The organism is Amycolatopsis sp. cg5, from assembly GCF_041346955.1.
Classification (GTDB): Bacteria; Actinomycetota; Actinomycetes; order Mycobacteriales; family Pseudonocardiaceae; genus Amycolatopsis.
On sequence record NZ_CP166849.1, the window covers coordinates 1,636,032 to 1,658,825 of the forward strand.

Below are 22,794 nucleotides of genomic sequence, written 5' to 3' on the forward strand. Positions count from 1 at the left end.
TAACCGGCCGTACCACTCACGACCCCGGTTTGACTCCGGCCCACCCACGGACCCCGGCCTGTATGAAGGCTCCCTTCATACAACCTCGCGTGTATGAGGGGAGCCTTCATCGCGCATAGCTGTATGAGGGGAGCCTTCATACAGGCCGGACGCCCCAGGCGGGGAGGTACCCCACCTCGTGGCTCGCACTTGCCCCAATGCGTCCTTTGGTACCTGGCAGGTCCCCAATGCGGCTTTCGGTCCGTCCCAGGGTCCCAATGCGTCTTTCGGCACCTGCCAGGGACCGGAGGACGCATTGGGACGGGAGGGGGTCGAGCGTGAGCAAGGGCGCTAGACGTTTGTACGTACAGGAAGCATGATCCGGCCGCTGCCGTCAGCCCCGCTGGTCCGCCCTGGTTTTTGGGTGGTCGCTTAGGGGGCGGTAGGGGTGTGGCTGGGTTCTTTTTCGGCCGTACGGTGCCGTTACTGGCGAAGGCTGAACCCTGTCCGCAAGAACGGTTTCTAGCGTGGAGTGCGTAGATGAGCGAGCCCGGCAACGTGGTTTCTGACGCCGTAGAGCAGCCGGACAAGCAGGCGCTGGTGCGCCGTTTGGAGGCGCTGCCGAACTCGGAGCAGCTCCGGTTGCTGACCGAGCTGGTGGTGAAGCAGGCCACCGACGCCCTGAAGAAGGTCCGGCCGGACAGCAAGACCATCGTTGACGCCGAGCGCGCGTTCCGTGACATCGGGCTGGACTCGCTCGCGCTGGTCGATCTGCATCAGCGGCTCAACGCCGCCACCGGGCTGGCGCTGCCGCCCACCGTCGTCTTCGACTACACGACCGCGGCCGCGCTCGCCGCCTACGTGCGGACCGAGGTGCTGGGGCTCGCGCCTGAGGAAGCCGTCGCCACGCAGCAGATCGCCTCGTACGCGGACGACGAGCCGATCGCCATCGTCGGTATCTCGTGCAAGTTCCCCGGTGGCGTGCTGAACGCCGACGACCTGTGGCAGCTGGTCGACGAGGGCCGCGAGGTCCTGGGGGAGTTCCCGGACAACCGTGGCTGGGCGCTCGACACGATGTTCGACGAGAACCCGGAGGAACCGGGCAAGAGCTATGTCACCAAGGGTGGCTTCCTGCCCGACGCCCCCGACTTCGACGCGGACTTCTTCGGCATCAGCCCGAAGGAAGCCGTCGCCATGGACCCTCAGCAGCGCGTGACGCTCGAAGCGGCTTGGGAAGCACTCGAACACGCTGGCATCGACCCGACGACTCTCAAGGGCACTCAGGCCTCTGTCTACGTCGGCGCCGAGGTCCACGAGTACGGGGTAAGGGTTCACGAAGCCCCTGAGGGCCTTGACGCCTACCTGATGACCGGTACCGCGCCCAGTGTCACCTCCGGCCGTGTCGCGTACGTCTTCGGTTTCGAAGGCCCCGCGGTCACCGTCGACACCGCGTGCTCCGGCGCGATCGTGAGCCTCCACCTCGCGAGCCAGGCGCTGCGCCGCGGTGAGACGCAGCTCGCGCTCGTGGGTGGTGTCTGCGTCATGGGCAGCCCCGGCATCTTCACCAGCTTCAGCCGTCAGCGTGGCCTAGCACCCGACGGACACGTCAAGGCCTTCGCGGCCGCGGCCGATGGCACCGGGTTCTCCGAGGGCATCGGCCTTCTCGTCGTCGAGCGGCTGTCGGACGCCGTCGCCAACGGGCACAACGTGCTCGCCATCGTGCGGTCGACCGCGGTCAACCAGGACGGCGCGTCCAACGGTCTCACCGCGCCCAGCGGCACTTCGCAGCAGCGCCTGATCCGCCAGGCGCTCGCGGTCGCCGGGTACACCTCCGACGACGTCGACGTGGTCGACGCGCACGGCACCGGCACCAAGCTCGGTGACCCGATCGAGGCACAGGCCATCCTCGCCACCTACGGCAAGGGCCGTTCCGAGGGGCACCCCCTCTGGCTCGGGTCGAGCAAGCCCAACCTCGGCCACACCCAGGCCGCGGGCGGTGTCGCCAGCATGATCAAGATGATCATGGCGATGAAGCACGGCCGGATGCCGAAGTCGCTGAACATCGACGCGCCGACGCCGAACGTCGACTGGTCGGTCGGTGACGTCAAGCTGCTCACCGAGCCGGTCGCCTGGGAGCCGAACGGCCGTCCGCGCCGCGCGGGCATCTCGTCGTTCGGCATCAGCGGCACCAACGCGCACGCCATTCTCGAAGAGCCGCCCGCCGCCGAAGAAGCCGAGCACGAGACCGCGCCCGCCGCGCTCACCCCGCTCGTCGTCTCCGGCAAGACCGAGCAGGCGCTGCGCGCGCAGGCCGAGCGTCTCGTGTCCTTTGTGGACGAAAACCCGGACGCGAACATCGCCGACTACGCCTACTCGCTCACGCACACCCGCGCGACGCTCACCAACCGCGCGGTCATCCTCGCCGAGTCCACAGAGGACTTCGTCAAGGGCCTGCGTGCCGTCGCGGACGGCCAGAAGAAGGCGCCGGGTGTTCACGTCGGCGCCGCGATCGGCGGCCGCACCGCGTTCCTGTTCACCGGCCAGGGTTCGCAGCGCCTGGCGATGGGCAAGGAGCTCATCGACAAGTACCCGGTCTTCGCCAAGGCCTTCGAGAACGCCGTCGGCTACCTCGACCTCCAGCTCGAGGTTTCCCTGTGGGACGTCGTCTTCGCCGAAGAGGACCTGCCCGAGGGCGAGCTGATCAACCAGACCATGTACGCGCAGTCGGCGCTGTTCGCGATCGAGGTCGCGCTGTACCGCCTGCTCGAATCCTGGGGCGTCAAGCCGGATTACCTGGCCGGGCACTCGATCGGTGAGCTGGCCGCCGCGCACGTCGCCGGCGTGCTCAGCCTCGACGACGCCGCGACGCTGGTCGCCGCGCGCGGCCGTCTCATGCAGGAACTGCCGACCGGCGGCGCGATGGTCGCGTTGCAGGCGTCGGAAGAAGAAGTGCTCCCGTGGCTGAACGGCCACGAGGACAAGGTCAGCATCGCCGCGATCAACGGCCCGAACTCGGTCGTCATCTCCGGTGACCACCACACGGTCATGGAGATCACCGGCCGTTTCCAGGCCGACGGCCGCAAGACCAAGCAGCTGCGCGTGAGCCACGCGTTCCACTCGCCGCTGATGGAGCCGATGCTCGCCGAGTTCTACAAGGTCGCGCGGATCCTCAAGTACAACGCGCCGAAGATCCCCGTCGTGTCCAATGTGACCGGACGCCTCGCCACCGCGGAAGAGCTCTGCTCGCCGGACTACTGGGTCCAGCACGTGCGCGGCGCGGTCCGCTTCCGCGACGGCATCGCCTGGCTCGAAGAGCAGGGCACCACCACGTTCGTCGAACTCGGCCCGGACGCGGTGCTCGCCGCGATGGGCCAGGAGTGCGTCAGCGACTCGTCGATCAAGTTCGTCGCCGCGCTGCGCCGCAACCGCGAGGAGAACCCCGAACTCCTCGGCGCGGTCGCCCAGATCCACGCCAACGGCGTCAAGGTCGACTGGGCCGCGTTCCTCAAGAACCACGGCGGCCGCAAGATCACGCTGCCCACCTATGCCTTCCAGCGCAAGCGTTTCTGGCTGGAGAAGCCGGAATCCGGCGGCGACGCGTCCAGCCTCGGCCTGCTCGCCGCACAGCACCCGCTGCTCGGCGCGGTCGTCGGCCTCGCGGGCAACGACGGCGTCGTGCTCACCGGCCGTGTCTCGCTGCGTGCCCAGCCGTGGCTCGGCGACCACGTCATCTCCGGTGTCCCGCTGCTGCCGGGCACCGCGTACGTCGAACTCGCCGTCCGCGCCGGTGACCACGTCGGCTGTGACCTCCTCGAGGAACTCACCCTCGAAGCCCCGATGGTCCTGCCGGATGTGGACACAGCGCCGCGAAGCGGCTCCGTTGAGGGTGGTGGTGGGCGACGGGCGGGCGGCCTCGCACTGCAGGTCGTCGTCGGTGACGCCGACTCGACCAACCGCCGCAGCGTCGACTTCTACTCGCGTGGCGAGGACGCTCCGCTCGACGCGCCCTGGGTGCGTCACGCCAGCGGTGTGCTGACCAGTGGCGCCCCCGCGCCGACGTTCGGTCTCGCCGAATGGCCGCCGGCCGGTGGCGAAAAGATCGACATCTCGACTCTGTACGCCGACATCACCAACCAGGGTTACGGCTACGGCGCGACCTTCCAGGGCCTCAAGGCCGCGTGGAAGGCCGACGGCGTCGTCTACGCCGAGGTCGCGCTGCCGGAGTCGGTCAAGAACGACGCGGCGAACTTCGGCCTGCACCCGGCGCTGCTCGACGCGGTGCTGCACGCGACCGATTTCGCTTCCCCCGAGCCGGTTTCCGACGAGACCCGCCTCCCGTTCGCGTGGAACGGCGTCGCGCTGCACTCGGTCGGCGCGGCTTCGCTGCGTGTCCGTATCGAGCACACCGGCAAGGACGCGGTGTCGCTGCACATCGCCGACGCCACCGGCGCGCCCGTCGCGACGATCGAACGTTTCCTGCTGCGCGAGGTTTCGGCCGAGCAGCTCGCGGCCGCCCAGGCCGGCAACAAGGACTCGCTCTACCAGGTCCAGTGGACCCCGCTCGCACCCGGCGAGGCGTCCGAAGAGCCGACGGCCTTCGAGGCGCTCGGCGACGAGGTCCCCGAGTACGTGCTCGCCAAGATCGAGCCCGCCGACGGCGGCATCCCCGAGGCGGTGCGCGCGGTCACCAACAAGGTCGTGAGCCTGCTTCAGAACTGGCTCGCCGAAGAGCGTTTCGCGGGCTCGAAGCTCGTCATCGCCACCAACGGCGGTGTGTCGACCGACGGCACGCCCGCCGAGCTGACCCAGGCTCCCGTGTGGGGTCTCGTCCGCGCCGCGCAGGCCGAGAACCCGGACCGCTTCGTGCTGGTCGACGGTCCCGGTCCGTACAGTGCCGCGCTCGCCACCGGCGAGCCGGAATTGGCGCTGCGCAAGGGAGAACTGTTCGTCCCGCGTCTGACGGCCATCGCCACCCCCGATGCCGGTAGGCCGTGGGCGGGTGCCGGGACCGTGCTCGTCACGGGCGGCACCGGCGGGCTCGGCGCACTGCTGGCCCGTCATCTCGTCACCGAGCACGGGGTCAGTCACCTCCTGCTCACCAGTCGCCGCGGCGCCGATGCACCCGGCGCCACGGAGTTGAAGGCCGAGCTCGGCGAGCTGGGCGCCGAGGTCACGATCGCCGCGTGCGACGTGGCCGACCGCGCCGCGCTCACCGAGCTGCTGGCCTCGGTCCCGGCCGACCACCCGCTCACCGGCGTGGTCCACACCGCGGGCACGCTGGCCGACTGCCTCGTCGGCTCGCTGACCGAAGAGCGCGTCGATCACGTGCTGCGGCCCAAGGTCGACGCCGCCTGGCACCTGCACGAGCTCACCAAGGACCGCGCGCTGGAGGTCTTCGCGGTCTACTCCTCGACCGCCGGCATCCTCGACGGAGCCGGACAGGGCAACTACGCGGCGGCCAACGTCTTCCTCGACGCGCTCGCCCAGCACCGCCGCGCGGCGGGCCTGCCCGCCACCGCGCTCGCGTGGGGCCTGTGGGCCGGTGACGCCGGCATGGGCGCGGACCTCGACGAGGCCGCGCTCGGCCGCATCCGCCGCCTGGGTCTCGACCCGCTGTACCCGGCAGAAAGCTTGAGTCTCTTCGACCGCGCGCTGACCGGCGAAGAAGCCAATGTGGTGCCGGTGCGCGTCGACGCGAAGGCGTTGGCCGCACGCAAGGACTTGCCCGCACTGCTCCGCGGGCTCGTCAGGACACCGGTCCGCCGCACCGCAGCCTCCGCGGGCAGTGGGCCGGTGTCTGTCGAGGTTTCCTTGGCAGCCCAGCTTTCCGGACTGTCCGATGGGGACCGCGAGGGCGCGATCCTCGAACTGGTCACCGCGCAGGTCGCCGGCACGCTCGGCCACGACAGCGCCGACGCGATCGACGCGAACCGCGCGTTCACCGACATCGGCTTCGACTCGCTCGCCGCGGTCGAGCTGCGCAACCGTCTCAACTCGGCGACCGGACTGCGGCTCACCGCCACGCTGATCTTCGACTACCCGACCCCGCGCGCCTTGGCCAAGCACATCGGTTCCAAGGTGTCCACAGTGGAGCAAGCGCCCAAGCCCAAGAAGCCGAAGGTCGCCGTCGTCACCGACGAACCCATCGCGATCGTCGGCATGGCCTGCCGCTACCCGGGCGACATCACCTCGCCCGAGCAGCTGTGGGACCTGGTCGCGGCGGGCGCCGACGGCGTCAACCTGTTCCCGAACGACCGTGGCTGGGACGTCGAGTCCCTGTACGACCCCGAGCCGGGCAAGGGCGGCAAGTCCAGCACCCGCGAGGGCGGTTTCCTGTACGACGCCGCGGAATTCGACCCCGAGTTCTGGGGCATCAGCCCGCGTGAAGCCCAGGCGATGGACCCGCAGCAGCGCCTGCTGCTGGAGACCTCGTGGGAGGCCTTCGAGCGGGCCGGTATCGACCCGCAGTCGATGCGCGGCAGCAACACCGGTGTCTTCGCCGGTGTCATGTACCACGACTGGGGCACCCGTCTCGGCGAGGTCTCCGAAGAGATCGCGGGCTATCTCGGCAACGGCTCGCTCGCGAGTGTGGTCTCCGGCCGTGTGTCCTATGTGCTCGGTCTGGAAGGTCCGGCGGTCACCGTCGACACGGCTTGCTCGTCATCGCTTGTCGCGCTGCACTGGGCGATTCAGGCGCTGCGGCAAGGAGAATGTGGCCTGGCGCTCGCCGGTGGTGTGACCGTCATGTCCACTCCGGACACCTTCATCGACATGAACCGTCAGGGCGGCCTCGCCTCCGACGGCCGATGCAAGTCGTTCGCCGCGGCGGCCGACGGCACCGGCTGGGGTGAGGGTTCCGGCATGCTCGTGCTGGAGCGCCTCTCCGACGCGAAGAAGAACGGCCGCAAGATCCTCGCCGTGGTGCGGGGTTCGGCGGTCAACCAGGACGGTGCGTCGAACGGCCTCACCGCCCCGAACGGCCCGTCCCAGCAGCGCGTCATCGAAAAGGCGCTGGCCAGTGCCGGACTTTCGGCAGCCGACATCGACACGGTCGAGGCGCACGGCACCGGCACCACGCTCGGTGACCCGATCGAGGCGCAGGCGCTGATCGCGACCTACGGCCAGGAACGCCCTGCCAGCGGAACCCCGCTGCTGCTGGGCTCGATCAAGTCGAACCTGGGCCACACCCAGGCCGCCGCCGGTGTCGCGGGCATCATCAAGATGGTCAAGGCCATGGAACACGGCGTGCTGCCGAAGACGCTGCACGTCGACGCCCCGTCGCCCAATGTGGACTGGGAAGCGGGCGCGGTCGAGCTGCTCACCGAGGCGGTCGACTGGCCGGACAACGGCCACGCGCGCCGCGCGGGTGTCTCCTCGTTCGGCATCAGCGGCACCAACGCGCACGTGATCATCGAGCAGGCCCCGGACGCTCCGGCCCCGGCGAACGCCGAGCCGAGCGAAGGCTTGGTGCCGTGGGTCATCTCGGGCAAGACCGCGCAGGCCCTGCAGGGCCAGGCTGCCAGCCTCAAGTCCTTTGTGGACAACTCGGACGACCTCGCCGCCATCGGCCGCTCGCTGGCCACCACGCGTGCGTCGCTCGATCACCGCGCGGTCGTCATCGGGTCCGAAAAGGACGAACTCCTCAGCGCACTCGAAGCCGTCGCCGACGGCACGGGCGGCATCGTCGACTCGGTCCGCGACGGCAAGCTCGCGTTCCTCTTCACCGGCCAGGGCGCCCAGCGCCTTGGCATGGGCCAGGCGCTCGCCGCCCGGTTCCCGGTGTTCGCGCAGGCCTTCGACACCGTGGTCGCCGAGATCGACAAGCACCTCGACCAGCCGCTCAAGAACGTGGTCTGGGGCGAGGACGCCGACCTGCTCAGCCAGACCGCGTACACGCAGACCAGCCTGTTCGCGATCGAGGTCGCGCTGTACCGGCTCGTCGAGTCGTGGGGCGTCAAGCCCGACTTCGTCGCCGGGCACTCGATCGGTGAGCTGGCCGCCGCGCACGTCGCGGGCGTTCTGTCCCTTGAGGACGCGGCCAAGCTGGTCGCGGCCCGCGGCCGTCTCATGGGCGCGCTGCCCGGGAATGACACAGCGTCGCGCAGCGACTCCGTTGAGGGTGGTGGTGGGCGACGGGCGGGGGGCGCCATGGTCGCCTTGCAGGCCACCGAGGACGAGGTCACGCCGTTCCTCACCGACGCGATCGGCATCGCGGCCATCAACGGCCCGCGCTCGGTCGTCATCTCCGGTGACGAGGGCGTCGCGCTCGAACTCAAGGCCCGCTTCGAGGCCGACGGCCGCAAGACCACCCGCCTCAAGGTCAGCCACGCGTTCCACTCGGCGCTGATGGACCCGATGCTCGCCGAGTTCCGCGAGGTCGCGGCCTCGCTGACCTACAACGCGCCCAAGATCCCGGTCGTCTCCAACGTCACCGGCGAACTCGGCGACGTCACCAACGCCGAGTACTGGGTCACCCACGTCCGCAACGCGGTCCGCTTCGCCGACGGCATCGACTACCTGCTCGGCCGCAACGTCACCACCTTCATCGAACTCGGCCCCGACGCCGTGCTCACCGCGATGGGCCAGGAGAGCGCGGATAAAGCGGGCTTTACTCCGGGGGATAAAGCGGGCTTTACTCCCGGGAGTAAAGCGGGCTTTATCCCGGTCCTGAGGCGTAACCGCGACGAGGAGCGCGAGATCCTGTCCGCGCTGGGCAAGGCGTACGCCCGCGGGATCGAGGTCGACTGGACCAAGTTCTTCGGCGCCGCCCCGGGCTTCGTCGAGCTGCCGACGTACGCCTTCCAGCGCAGGCGCTACTGGCTCGACGCGGCCGCCGGCTCCGGCGACGTCACCTCGGCCGGTCTCGAAACCGTCGATCACCCGCTGCTGTCGGCGGCGGTCGTCTCGCCGGAGGACGGGGGAGTCGTGCTCACCGGGCGCGTCTCCATCGGCACCCAGGCCTGGATCGCCGACCACGACGTCCTCGGCAACCTGCTGCTCCCGGGCACCGGTTTCGTCGAACTCGCCATCCGCGCGGCCGACCAGGTCGGCTGCGGCAAGGTCGACGAGATCGCGCTCGAAGCCCCGCTGATCCTGCCCCCGGGCACCGCTTTGGCCCTGCAGGTCGTCGTCGGCGCGGCCGACGCGAGCGGCACCCGGCCGATCGCCTTCTACACCCGCGCCGAGAACAGCGAGGGCTCCTGGACCAGGCACGCCACGGGTTCGGTCTCGCCGAACGCGGACGAGCCGGGCTTCGACCTCACCGAATGGCCGCCGCGTGGCGCCACGCCGGTGCCGCTCGAAGACCCCTACGCCCGCCTGATCGGCCGCGGCTACGGCTACGGCCCGGTCTTCCAGAACCTGAAGGCGGCCTGGCGTCGCGGCGAGGACGTCTTCGCCGAGGTCGTCCTGCCCGAGGGCTCCTGGGCGGAGGCTGCTCGCTTCGGCCTGCACCCGGCGCTGCTGGACTCCGCGATGCACGCCGACCTCTTCGACGCGAACGGCGGCCTCACCTCCGAGGAGACGCTGCTTCCCTTCGTGTGGAACGGAATCTCGCTCCACGCGGCGGGCGCGTCCAGCCTGCGTGTCCACTTGCGACGCGTGCGCGGCGATGAGGTGTCGAGCATCTTCGTCGCCGACTCGGCTGGTCAGCCGGTCGCGACGGTCGAGTCGCTCGTGTCCCGCCCGGTCTCGGTCGAGCAGCTGGACACAGCGCGCAGCGGTGACCAGTCGCTCTACCGGATCGTCTGGAACCCGGTCGCCAAGCCCGCTTCCAGCGGTTTCCCGGACCTGGTCTCGCTCAACGAGGTCGCCGACGCCTCCGCCGAAGTCCCCGCGCTGGTGCTGTTCTCGACGGCTTCGGCGGCGGGCGACCTGCCCACCGGCGCCCGCTCGGTCACCCGCAGCGTCCTCGACGTCGTGCAGACCTGGCTGGCCGACGACCGCTTCGCCAACTCGAAGCTGGTCATCGTCACCCACGGCGCGGTCGCCGTCGACGGCACCGCGTCCGACCTCAGCCAGGCCCCGGTCTGGGGCTTGGTGCGGGCCGCGCAGGCCGAGAACCCGGACCGTTTCGTGCTGGTCGACGCCGACGACTCGGCCGCGTCCCACCAGGCGCTCGCCGCGGCGGCGACGTCCGGTGAGCCCGAACTCGCCTTGCGTGACGGCGAAATGCTGGTGCCGCGACTGACCAAGGTCTCCCCGTCCACTGTGGACGAAGAGCCGTGGAGCGGCGAAGGCACTGTCCTCATCACCGGTGGCACCAGCGGTCTCGGCGCGATCGTCGCCAGGCACCTGGTCACCACCCAGGGCGTCCGTAACCTCGTGCTCACCAGCCGCCGCGGTCTCGACGCCCCAGCGGCGCAGGGCCTTAAGGACGAGCTGACCGAACTCGGCGCCACCGTCGATGTCGTCGCCGCCGATGTCACCGACAAGGCAGCGCTTTCGACCGTCCTCAGTGGAATCGACGACCTGCGGGGCGTCGTGCACGCGGCCGGTGTCGCGGACAACGGCCTGATCGGCACGCTCACCCCCGAGCGCGTCGACAGCGTCCTCCTGCCGAAGGTCGACGCCGCCTGGTACCTGCACGAGCTGACCAAGGACCTGCCGCTCACCGCGTTCGTGTTGTTCTCCTCGGCCGGCGGCCTGGTGCTGCCGTCCGGACAGGCCAACTACGCCGCGGCGAACGTCTTCCTCGACGCGCTGGCCGCCAACCGCCAGGCAGCGGGGCTTCCCGCGTCGGCGCTCGCGTTCGGCATGTGGGCGGTCAACACCGGCCTCGGCGACATCCAGGCGTCCGATTTGGACCGCATGAACCGCCTCGGCCTGCCCGCGCTGACTGTCGAAGAGGGCCTCGCGCTCTTCGACGCGGCGCTCACCGCCGACGAGGCCTGCCTCGTCCCGATCCGCGTCGACGGCGCGGCCCTGAAGGCTCGCACCGACGAGATCCCGGCCCTGCTGCGCGGGCTCGTCCGCGGTGGCACGGCCCGCCGCGCCGCCGCTCAGACCGGTTCCGGCAACACCAACGCACTCGCGCAGCGCCTCGCCGGGCTGTCCGAGGCGGAGGCCGACAAGGTGCTACTGGACCTGGTCCGCACGCACGTCTCCGCGGTGCTCGGGCACTCGGGCGCCGAGGCGGTCGCGCCGGACAAGGCGTTCAAGGAACTCGGTTTCGACTCGCTCGCGGCCGTCGAACTCCGCAACGCGCTCAACGGCGCGACCGGGCTCAAGCTCCCGGCCACGCTGGTCTTCGACTACCCGACGTCCAAGATCGTCGCCGAGTTCGTCAAGGAAAAGCTCGGCGGGGCACAGGCCGCCACGCCCAAGACCTTCGCCACGACAGCGGTTTCCGACGACGAGCCGATCGCGATCGTCGGCATCAGCTGCCGGTTCCCCGGCGGCGTCCAGTCGGCCGAAGACCTCTGGAACCTGGTCGCCGAGGGCCGCGACGCGGTCACCCCGTTCCCGGCCGGCCGTGGCTGGGACGCGCAGGCGATCTACGACCCCGAGCCAGGCACGCCCGGCAAGACCTACGCCATCGAAGGCTGCTTCCTGCACGACGCCACGGAATTCGACCCCGAGTTCTTCGGCATCATGCCGCGTGAGGCACTCGCCATGGACCCGCAGCAGCGCCTGCTGCTGCAGTCCGCGTGGGAGGCGTTCGAGCGCGCGGGCATCGACCCGACGACCATGCGCGGCAGCCAGACCGGTGTCTACGCGGGCGTCATGTACCACGACTACGGCAGCCGTCCCGGCCAGGTTCCCGAGGACCTGCAGGCCTACCTCGGCAACGGCAGCGCGGGCAGCATCGCGTCCGGCCGCGTCGCGTACAGCATGGGCCTCGAAGGCCCGGCGGTCACTGTGGACACTGCCTGCTCCAGTTCCCTTGTGGCACTGCACATGGCGGTCCAGGCGCTGCGCTCCGGCGAGGTCGGGATGGCGCTCGCCGGTGGTGTGACGGTCATGCCGACCCCGGAGATCTTCGTCGACTTCTCGCAGCAGCGCGGCCTCGCGGCCGACGGCCGCTGCAAGGCGTTCGCCGGCGCCGCCGACGGCACCGGCTGGTCCGAAGGTGTCGGCCTGCTGCTCATCGAGCGGCTGTCCGACGCGCAGGCCAACGGGCACCCGGTGCTCGCGGTGATCCGCTCGTCCGCGATCAACCAGGACGGCGCGTCCAACGGCCTCACCGCCCCGAACGGGCCGTCGCAGCAGCGGGTCATCCAGCGGGCGCTGGCGCAGGCCGGACTGTCCTATGCGGACGTCGACATGGTCGAAGGCCACGGCACCGGCACGCGGCTCGGCGACCCGATCGAGGCGCAGGCTCTCCTTGCCACGTATGGCCAAGGCCGTCCTGAGGACCGTCCACTGTGGCTCGGTTCGATCAAGTCCAACATCGGCCACGCGCAGGCCGCCGCCGGTGTGTCGGGCGTGATCAAGATGATCATGGCCATTCGCAACGGCATGATGCCGAAGACACTGCACGTCGACCAGCCGTCGCCGAACGTCGACTGGACGGCTGGCGCGGTCAAGCTGCTCACGGAAGCCCGTGAGTGGAAGGAGAACGGCCACCCGCGCCGCGGCGCGGTGTCGTCGTTCGGCCTCTCCGGCACGAACGCGCACATCATCCTCGAACAGGCGCCGGCGTTCAGCGAGCCGGAGCGGCCCGAGGTGGTCGCCCCGACGCCGCTCGTCCCGCTGGTCGTCTCGGCCAAGACGGCCAAGCAGCTGCCGGAGCAGGCCGCGGCGCTCAGGGAGTTCATCGACAGCACGGAAGCCGACCTCACCGATGTCGCCTTCTCGCTGGCCACGTCCCGCGCGGCTCTGGAACACCGGGCGGTCGTGCTGGCCGGGGACAGGGAAGCCGCGCTGAGCGGGCTCGACGCACTCGCGATCCGAGGCGCCGCCGACAGCGCCGGGCTGACCGCGTTCCTCTTCACCGGCCAGGGCGCGCAGCGTCTCGGCATGGGCCGCGAACTCGCGGAGGCCATCCCGGCCTTCGCACAGGCGCTGGACGCCGTGCTCGCGGAGCTGGACAAGCACCTCGACCGGCCGTTGCGCGAGGTCATGTGGGGCGACGACGCCGATCTGCTCAGCCAGACCGCGTACACGCAGACCGGGCTCTTCGCGATCGAGGTCGCGCTGTTCCGGACCCTGGAGTCCTGGGGCATCCGGCCGGACGTCCTCGTCGGGCACTCCATCGGTGAACTCGCCGCCGCGCACGTGGCGGGCGTGTTCACCCTGGCGGACGCCGCGAAGCTGGTCGCCGCACGGGGCCGCCTGATGCAGGCGCTGCCGACCGGCGGTGCGATGGTCGCCATCCAGGCGACCGAAGACCAGGTCACCCCGCACCTCACCGACGGCGTCAGCATCGCCGCCATCAACGGCCCGGCCTCCGTGGTCGTGTCGGGCGACGAGGCCGCGGCGGTCGCGATCGGCGAGCACTTCAAGGCCGAGGGCCGCAAGGTCACCCGCCTCAAGGTGTCGCACGCCTTCCACTCGCCGCTGATGGAGCCGATGCTCGCGGAGTTCCGTCAGGTCGCGGAAACCCTGACGTACGGCACGCCGAAGATCAGCATCGTCTCGAACGTGACCGGCGCCGCGGCCAAGGACGAGCACCTGGCGTCCGCGGACTACTGGGTCGGCCACGTCCGTGAAGCGGTCCGCTTCGCCGAGGGCATCGCCACCCTGGAAGCCCAGGGCGTCACCCGGTTCGTCGAGCTGGGCCCCGACGGCGTGCTCACCGCGATGGCACAGGGGACGCTGGAGAACAGCGAACTCCTGTCCGTCCCGACGCTGCGCCGCGAACGGTCCGAGGTCGAAACCCTGCTGACCGCGGTCTCGAAGCTGCACACGGCGGGCATCACCCCGGACTGGGAGCAGTTCTTCAAGGGCAGCAACGCCCGCCGCGTCGAACTGCCGACCTACGTCTTCGAGAAGCGCACCTTCTGGCTGGACATCCAGCCGGAGACCGGCGGCGACATCGGCAGCCTCGGCCTCCAGTCCGCGCAGCACCCGCTGCTGTCGGCGGTCGTCGCTTCGCCGGAGGGCGACAGCGTGACCCTCACGGGCCGGTTGTCGATCGAGACACACTCCTGGATCGCCGACCACGACGTGCTCGGCACGGTGCTCCTGCCGGGCACGGGCTACGTCGAGCTGGCGCTGCGGGCGGCCGAAGAGGTCGGCTGCGAGGTCGTCGAAGAGCTGATCATCGAGGCCCTCATGCCGTTGCCGCAGTTAGACACAGCGGCGCGCAGCGCCTCCGTTGAGGGTGGTGGTGGGCGACGGGCGGGCGTGCAGATCCAGGTCACCGTCGGCCCGCTCGACGAGACCGACCGCCGCGAAATCGCCATCTACTCGCGGTTCGAGGACGCGCCCTCGCACGTCCAGTGGACCCGCCACGTGTCCGGCAACCTGCTGCGCACCGGCAAGCCCGCGGTCGCCAACCTCGGCGAATGGCCGCCCGCCGGGTCCGAGGTCGTCGACATCAGCGACGTCTACGAGTACCTGACCAGCCAGGGCTACCACTACGGCCCGATGTTCCGCGGTCTTCGCGCGATCTGGGCCAAGGGCAAGGAGATCTACGCCGAGGTCGCGCTGCCCGAGGACGCTCGCGACCACGCCGCGCAGTTCCGCGTGCACCCGTCGATGCTGGACGCCGCGCTGTCGGCGACCGACTTCCTCGGTGGCCGCAAGCCGCAGGACATCGGCGCCTCGCAGCTGCCGTTCTCCTGGTCCGGCGTCGGGCTCTACGACGGCGGCAAGGCGAAGCTGCGCTGCCGCATCAACTGGGTCAGCTCCGACAGCAACGTCGGCTCCGACGCGGTGAAGATGGAACTGTTCGACACCAGCGGAAACCCGGTGCTGCAGGTCGAATCGCTGGTCGTCCGCGCGGTGACCCCGGACCGGGTCGCGGCAGCGGCGGCGGCCTCGACCGGCAGCCGCGAGCGCGAGTCGATGTACCGCGTCGGCTGGAGCCAGCTCCCGCTCGGCGGCGCGCTGATGCAGACCAGCTCCGACGGCTGGGCGGTCATCGGTGCCGTCCCGGCCGGGCTCGGCGACGGCGTGGTGTCCTATGTGGACTTCGCGGCGCTGGCCGCTGCCGACGCTGTTCCCCCGGTCGTCGTCTACCCGGTTCCGCAAGCAGGAGGCGATGTTCCGGCGGCCGTCCGGTCCAATGTGCTCGGTGCGCTGAAGCTGATCCAGGACTTCCTGGCCGAGCCGAAGCTGTCCGACTCGCGCCTGCTCGTGCTCACCGAGGGCGCCGTCTCGATCGACGGGTCCGATGTGGACATCGCGCAGTCCCCGGTGTGGGGCCTGGTACGGGCCGCGCAGGCGGAGAACCCGGACCGGTTCCTGCTGGTCGACTACGACGCCGCCGAAAGCTCGGCTCGCTCGCTGCCCGCGGTGGCGTCGCAGGAAGAGCCGGAGTCGGCCGTGCGGATCGTGGTCTCGGCCAAGGGTTCCGAGATGAAGATCCCGCGCCTGGGCAACGTGTCCGCGACCGAGGCCGAGTCCGGCCCGCCGTGGACCGCCGACGGCACGATCCTCATCACCGGCGGCACCAGCGGCCTCGGCGCGCTGCTCGCCAAGCACCTGGTGACCGTGCACGGCGCCCGGAAACTGCTGCTCACCAGCCGTCGCGGGCTCGACGCACCCGGCGCCGCGGCGCTGCGTGACGAGCTGTCCGCGCTCGGCGTGGACGTCACCGTGGCCGCGGCGGACGTGTCCGACCGCGACCAGGTGGCCAAGCTCGTGGCCGAGCACCCGATCAACGCCGTGATCCACGCGGCCGGCGTGCTCGACGACTCGGTGATCTCCAAGATGACCCCCGAGCAGGTCGAGAAGGTGTTGCGCCCCAAGGTGGACGCGGCGTGGAACCTGCACGAGCTGACCAAGGATCTCAAGGCGTTCGTGCTGTTCTCCTCGACCGCAGGCCTCACCGACAGCGCCGGCCAGGGCAACTACGCGGCGGCCAACGCGTTCCTCGACGGTCTCGCCCAGCACCGCAAGGCGGCCGGGCTGCCTGCCAGCTCGCTGGTCTGGAACCTGTGGTCGTCGGCGGGTGGCATGGTCGACAAGCTCACCCCGGCGGTGCTGGGACGCTTGGCACGCAACGGTGTCCCGGCGCTCTCGTCGGCCGAAGGCCTGGTGCTGTTCGACGAGGCGGTCAGCCTCGCCGACGCCGTGCTGGTCCCGATCCGGCTCGACACCGCGGCGCTCGCCGAGGTCGTCGACGAGGTGTCCGCGCTGTTCCGCAACGTCGCCAAGTCGACGGTCAAGCGGGTCTCCACGGCCGCTCCGCAGCAGGCAGCCGCTCCGGCGGCCGCTCCGGCCGGGTCTTTGGAGCAGCGGCTCGCGGCTCTGGGCGACGAGGAACGCGAACGCGCCATCGTCGACCTGGTCCGCACGCACGTCGCGGCCGTCCGGCACGACGAACCCGACAACATCGACACGTCGAAGGGCTTCACCGAGCTGGGTCTCGACTCGCTGGCCGCCATCGAGCTGCGCAACCGGCTCCAGACGGCCACCGGTCTCCGGCTCCCGGCGACGCTCATGTTCGACTACCCGAAGCCGGTCAGCCTGGCCAAGTTCCTCCTGGAGGAGCTGACCCCGGGCATCGCCGCCAGCACCCCGGTGCCGGTCGCGGCCGCCCCGGCTCCGGCCGTCGCGCTCCCGGCGGGAGGGTCGCTCGAACAGCGGCTCGCCGCGCTGGGCGGGGACGAGCGCGAGCGCGCGGTCCTCGATCTGGTCCGCACGCACGTCGCGGCGGTCCGGCATGACGAACCCGAGAACATCGACACGGCCAAGGGCTTCACGGAACTCGGCCTGGACTCGCTGGCCGCGATCGAACTCCGCAACAAGCTCCAGGCGGCCACGAAGCTCCGGCTTCCGGCGACGTTGATGTTCGACTACCCGAAGCCCGCGACACTGGCGAAGTTCCTGCTCGAAGAGCTGAGCCCGGGTATCGCCGCCAGCGCGCCGATCCCGGTCACCGCGGCTCCGGCCCCGGTCGCCGCGCCGGTCGTGATCCCGGCCGGTGGCACGCTCGTCCAGCGCCTCGCGGTGCTGGCGGCGGCCGAGCGAGAGCGGGCCGTGCTCGACCTGGTCCGCACGCACGTCGCGGCGGTCCGGCACGACGAGCCGGAGAACATCGACACGTCGAAGGGCTTCACGGAGCTGGGTCTCGACTCGCTGGCCGCGATCGAGCTGCGCAACAAGCTCCAGGCGGCGACGAAGTTGCGGCTTCCGGCGACGTTGATGTTCGACTACCCGAAGCCCGCTGTCTTGGCGAAGTTCCTGCTCGAGGAGCTGACCCCGGGCATCGCAGCGGTCCCGGTCCCGGCGGCGCCAGCCCAGGTGGACCCGGAGGAAGTGAAGATCCGCGAGACCCTGGCGGCCATCCCGGTGGCCAAGCTCAAGGAATCCGGCCTGCTCGAATCTCTGATGAAACTCGCCAACGGCAAGGAAGACCCGGGCGCCGCGATCGCGGACATGGGCATCGACGACCTCGTGAAGGCCGCCCTCGCGGGCGAGTGAGAAGGGTTAGAACGTGGCAGACGTCGAGCAGATCGTCGCAGCGCTCCGCAAGACCATGGCCGAGAACGAGCGGCTCAAAGAGGCGAACAAACAGCTCGCCGAAGCCGGTCCTGCCGACAATGAGCCGATCGCCATCGTGGGTATGGGGTGCAGGTTCCCCGGCGGCATCAACAGTGCCGAGCAGCTGTGGGAGATGATCGCGGCGGGCCGGGACGGGATCACCCAGTTCCCGGTCGACCGCGGCTGGGACACCAAGGGCCTCTACGACCCAGAACCGGGCAAAGAGGGCAAGACGATCTCGATCGACGGCGCTTTTCTGCACGAGGCGGGGGAGTTCGACCCCGACCTGTTCGGCATCTCGCCCCGCGAGGCCGCGGAAATGGATCCGCAGCAACGCATTCTGCTGGAAACGGCTTGGGAGACCTTTGAGGACGCGGGGATCGATCCGCGTTCGCTGGAGGGTGAGCGCGTCGGTGTCTTCGCCGGTGTGATGTACCACGACTACGAGGGAGCCGCGGCGGGCGGCTCTCTCGTGACCGGGCGGGTGTCGTTCACGCTGGGCCTGGAAGGGCCTTCGGTCAGCGTGGACACCGCGTGCTCGTCCTCCCTGATCGCGCTGCACTGGGCGATACAGGCCATTCGTGCCGGCGAGGTGCCGATGGCGCTCGTCGGGGGCGTCACTGTCATGTGCACGCCGGACACGTTCCTGTATTTCTCGAAGCAGCGCGGGCTGTCCGTCGACGGCCGCTGCAAGTCCTTCGCGGCCGCGGCGGACGGCACCGGCTGGGGCGAGGGCTCCGGCCTGCTGCTGATCGAAAAGCTTTCCGACGCGCGTGCCAAGGGGCACAACGTCTTGGCGATCGTGCGTGCCTCGGCGATCAACCAGGACGGCGCCTCGTCCGGCATCACCACGCCGAACGGCCCGTCCCAGCAACGTGTCATCAAGGCCGCCCTGAAGGAAGGCGGCCTGCAACCGTCCGATGTGGACGCCATCGAGGCGCACGGCACGGGCACCCGGCTCGGTGACCCCATCGAGGCGCAGGCACTTTTGGCCACCTACGGCCGAAACCGGCCGGACGACGAGCCGTTGTGGCTCGGCTCGGTCAAGTCGAACCTGGGCCACACCCAGGCTGCGGCGGGTGTGTCCGGCATCATCAAGATGGTCGAGGCCATGCGGCGGGGGATACTCCCCAAGACACTGCACGTCGACGAGCCGACCCCGCAGGTCGACTGGTCCGCAGGCAACGTCAAGCTGCTGACCGAGGCCATGCCGTGGCCGGACCGCGGCCGTCCGAAGCGCGCCGGGATCTCGTCGTTCGGCATCAGCGGGACCAACGCGCACGTCATCATCGAAGAGGCCCCGGCCTACGAAGAGCCCCCGCGTCCGTCGCCGACGGTCAAGTCGGGCGTCGTGCCGTGGGTGCTCTCGGCCAAGAGCCCCGAAGCCCTGCGCGGCCAGGCAGCGAAGCTGGCCGCCTCCGTTGGCGATCTTTCCTTGGTGGACATCGGGTTCTCGCTCGCGACGACCCGGTCCTCTTTGGAGCGTCGCGCGACGATCGTCGGCTCCACTCGCGAAGAGCTGCTCGCCGGAGTGCGTTCGCTGGCCACCGGTGACGGCACCGGCGTTCAGCAGGGTGTCGCCAAGGGCGGGCTGACCGCGTTCCTGTTCACCGGCCAGGGCGCCCAGCGGCTCGGCATGGGCCGCGAGCTGCACGCGGCGTTCCCGGTGTTCGCCGCGGCCTTCGACGAGGCGATCGCCGAACTCGACAAGCACCTCGAGCAGCCGTTGCGCCCGGTCATCTGGGGTGACGACGCGGACCTGCTCGCGCAGACGCAGTTCACCCAGAGCGGGCTGTTCGCGATCGAGGTCGCGCTGTTCCGCCTGCTGGAGTCGTGGGGCGTCCGGCCGGAGTACCTGGCCGGGCACTCGATCGGCGAACTGTCGGCCGCGCACGTCTCCGGCGTGCTCTCGCTGCCGGACGCGGCCAAGCTGGTCGCCTACCGCGGGCGCTTGATGCAGGCACTGCCCGCCGGCGGTGCCATGGTGGCGATCCAGGCGTCCGAGGACGAGGTCAAGCCGCATCTGACCGAGACCGTGAGCATCGCCGCGGTCAACGCGCCGAACTCGGTCGTCGTGTCCGGCGAAGAGAAGTTCGCACTGGCCATCGCCGACCACTTCAAGTCCGAAGGCCGCAAGACCAAGCAGCTCAAGGTGTCGCACGCGTTCCACTCGCCGCTGATGGAGCCGATGCTCGCCGGGTTCCGCGCGATCGCGTCGAGCCTCACCTATGGCTCGCCGAAGATCCCGATCATCTCGACGGTCACCGGCGACGTCGCCAAGGACCTCGGTTCGCCCGAGTACTGGGTCACCCACGTCCGCGAGGCCGTCCGCTTTTCCGACGCCGTCCGCAAGCTGGAGTCCAAGCGCGTCACCACGTTCCTGGAACTCGGCCCCGACGCGGCACTGACCGCGATCGGCGAGGAGTCGGTGACCGGCGACGCCGCGTTCGCCGCCGTCCTGCGCCGCGACCGCGGCGAGGAGCAGGAGCTGATCTCCGCGCTCGGCCTCGCGCACGCCCGCGGCACCCGGATCGACTGGGCCAAGTTCTTCGACGGCCGCGCGGCCCGCCGCGTCAAGCTGCCGACTTACGCCTTCCAGCACCAGAAGTACTGGGCGGGCGCGCCCGCTTCTTCTGGTGACGCTTCGAGCATCGGCCTGCTCCCGGCCGAGCACCCGCTGCTGAGCGCGGTCGTCGCCTCGCCGGACTCCGACGGCGTCGTGCTCACGGGGCGTCTCGGCGTCGACAAGCAGCCGTGGCTCGCCGACCACTCCGTGATGGGCTCGATCCTGGTGCCCGGCACGGCTTTCGTGGAACTCGCGGTCCGCGCGGGCGAGCAGGCCGGGACCCCGTTCATCGATGAGCTGACCCTCGAAGCGCCCTTGGTGCTGCCTGAAGACGGCGGCCTCGCCGTGCAGGTCGTGGTCGGCTCCGCCGGGTCCGACGGCGAGCGTTCGGTCGCCGTCTACTCCAGCGACGGCGACTCGTGGACCCGGCACGCCGAGGGCCAGCTCAAGCCCGGTGGCGCCGCGCCTGCCTTCGACCTCGGCGAATGGCCGCCCGCGGGCGCGACGCCGTTGCCGGTCGAAGGTGCTTACGAGCGCCTGATCACCCGTGGCTACGAGTACGGCCCGGTTTTCCAGGGCCTGCAAGCGGCGTGGAAGCACGGCGAAGACGTCTACGCCGAAGTCGCACTTCCGGACGGCACGTCCGCCGACGGTTTCGGCCTGCACCCGGCACTGCTCGACGCGTCGATGCACGCGGACCTGCTCGCCGAGGGCGACGGCGACACGCTGCTGCCCTTCGCCTGGCGCGGCGTCTCACTGCACGCCTCGGGTGCTTCGGGCCTGCGCGTCCGGATGTCACCGTCCGGAAAGGACAGTGTCTCGTTCGCGGTCGCCGACGCTTCCGGCGCGCCGGTGTTGAGTGTGGACTCCCTCGTGTCCCGCGCGGTGTCGCCCGAGCAGCTGTCGCGCGGCGGTCGCACGGAGTCGCTCTACCGTCTGGAATGGACGCCGCTGGCCGCTGCCGCCGGCTCGGTTCCCGAGCACGTCGTGTTCACCGTGGAGTCCGGTTCGGACATTCTGGACTCCTTGCACGCCACCACGAACACGGTCTTGTCGAAGGTCCAGGACTGGATCGCGGAAGACCAAGCCGCCCAGCTGGTCTTCGTCACCCGTAACGCCGTCCCCGTCGGCGACACCGGGATCGACCTGACCCAGGCCCCGGTCTGGGGTCTGGTCCGCGCGGCACAGGAAGAGAACCCCGGCCGCTTCGTGCTCGTCGACACCGACGATCCGTCCACTGTGGAACAGGCACTCGCCACGGGCGAGCCGGAGATCGCGGTGCGCGGGGGAGCGTTCCACGTCCCGCGCCTGGCGAAGGTCGCCGAGTCCGAGGTGACCGGCGCGTCGCCGTGGACCGGCACGGTGCTGGTCACCGGCGGCACCGGCGGCCTCGGCGCACTGGTGGCCAACCACCTCGCGTCCAGCGGCGTCACCTCGCTGCTGCTCACCAGCCGCCGCGGCGCGGACGCCCCCGGCGCGGCCGAGTTGAAGGCCTCCTTGGAGGAACTCGGCGCTTCGGTCACGATCGCGGCCTGCGACGTGTCCGACCGAGCCTCGGTCGAGGGCCTGCTGTCGCAGTACTCGGTCGACGGCATCGTGCACACGGCCGGTGTCCTCGACGACGGCATCGTCACCTCGCTCAACCCCGACCGCCTGTCGAAGGTCATCCGCCCCAAGGCGGACGCGGCCTGGCACCTGCACGAACTCGCGGGCGACCTGTCGGCCTTCGTCCTGTTCTCCTCGGTCTCGGGTGTCACCGGCACCGCGGGCCAGGCGAACTACGGCGCCGCCAACACCTTCGTCGACGCGCTCGCCGTCCACCGCCGGTCACTCGGCCTCCCGGCCCATTCGCTCGCCTGGGGCCTGTGGCAGCAGAAGAGCGAGATGACCGACCACCTGGCCGAAGCCGACGTCGCCCGCTCGGGCGTCGCCGGTCTCCCGTCCGGCGAAGGCCTCGCGCTCCTCGACACCGCGCTCGGCATCGACAGCCCGGTCCTCGTCCCGGTCAAACTGGACCTCAAGGCCCTCCGCGCCCTGGACCCGATCCCGACCGCCTTCCGCGGCCTGGTCAAAGCCCCGCCCCGCGCGGCCGCCGCCACCGCACCCGGCGGCTCGTTGAAGCAGAAACTCGCAGGCCTCACCGGCGAGGAACGCGACCAGGCCATCCTGGACGTCCTGCGCGGCCACATCGCGGCGGTGCTCGGCCACGGCAACCCCGACTCCATCGAGACCGACCGCGGCTTCCTCGACATGGGCTTCGACTCGCTCACCGCACTCGAGCTCCGCAACCGCCTCGGCACGGTCACCGGCAAGCGCATCCCCGCGACCCTGATCTTCGACTACCCCGACGCCGCCTCGGTCGCCGGCTACCTCGCCACCCAGCTCGTCGACGAGACCGCCGCGACCCCACTCGAGTCCGACCTCGCCAAGCTCGAATCGGCCCTCGCCACCACAACCCCCACCTCCGAAGAGGAACACGCCGCCATCTCGGCCCGCCTCAAGGCCTTGGCCGCCAAGTGGGCCGAGTCCCTCCCCGCCAAACAGGAACCCGCCGCCGACATCTCCGACGCCAGCGCCGACGACCTCTTCGCCATCCTCGACTCCGAACTCGCCTGACCCCACCCATGCCTCACCCCGAAGGCCACGAACCCAGC

The 22,794-nt window shown here is 70.4% G+C and carries 2 protein-coding genes; both read left to right on the plus strand.

Annotated features, from left to right (window positions below):
* The first annotated feature begins 519 nt into the window (after positions 1-519).
* Positions 520-17,514: an SDR family NAD(P)-dependent oxidoreductase gene (locus tag AB5J62_RS07640; RefSeq protein ID WP_370947424.1), complete on the plus strand. Its 16,995-nt coding sequence runs from the start codon at positions 520-522 to the stop codon at positions 17,512-17,514.
* A 13-nt stretch (positions 17,515-17,527) separates the two neighbouring features.
* Positions 17,528-22,756 carry an SDR family NAD(P)-dependent oxidoreductase gene (locus AB5J62_RS07645; protein WP_370947425.1) on the plus strand — a complete coding sequence of 1,743 codons (5,229 nt, stop codon included), beginning with the start codon at positions 17,528-17,530 and terminating at the stop codon, positions 22,754-22,756.
* The last annotated feature ends 38 nt before the right edge of the window (positions 22,757-22,794 follow it).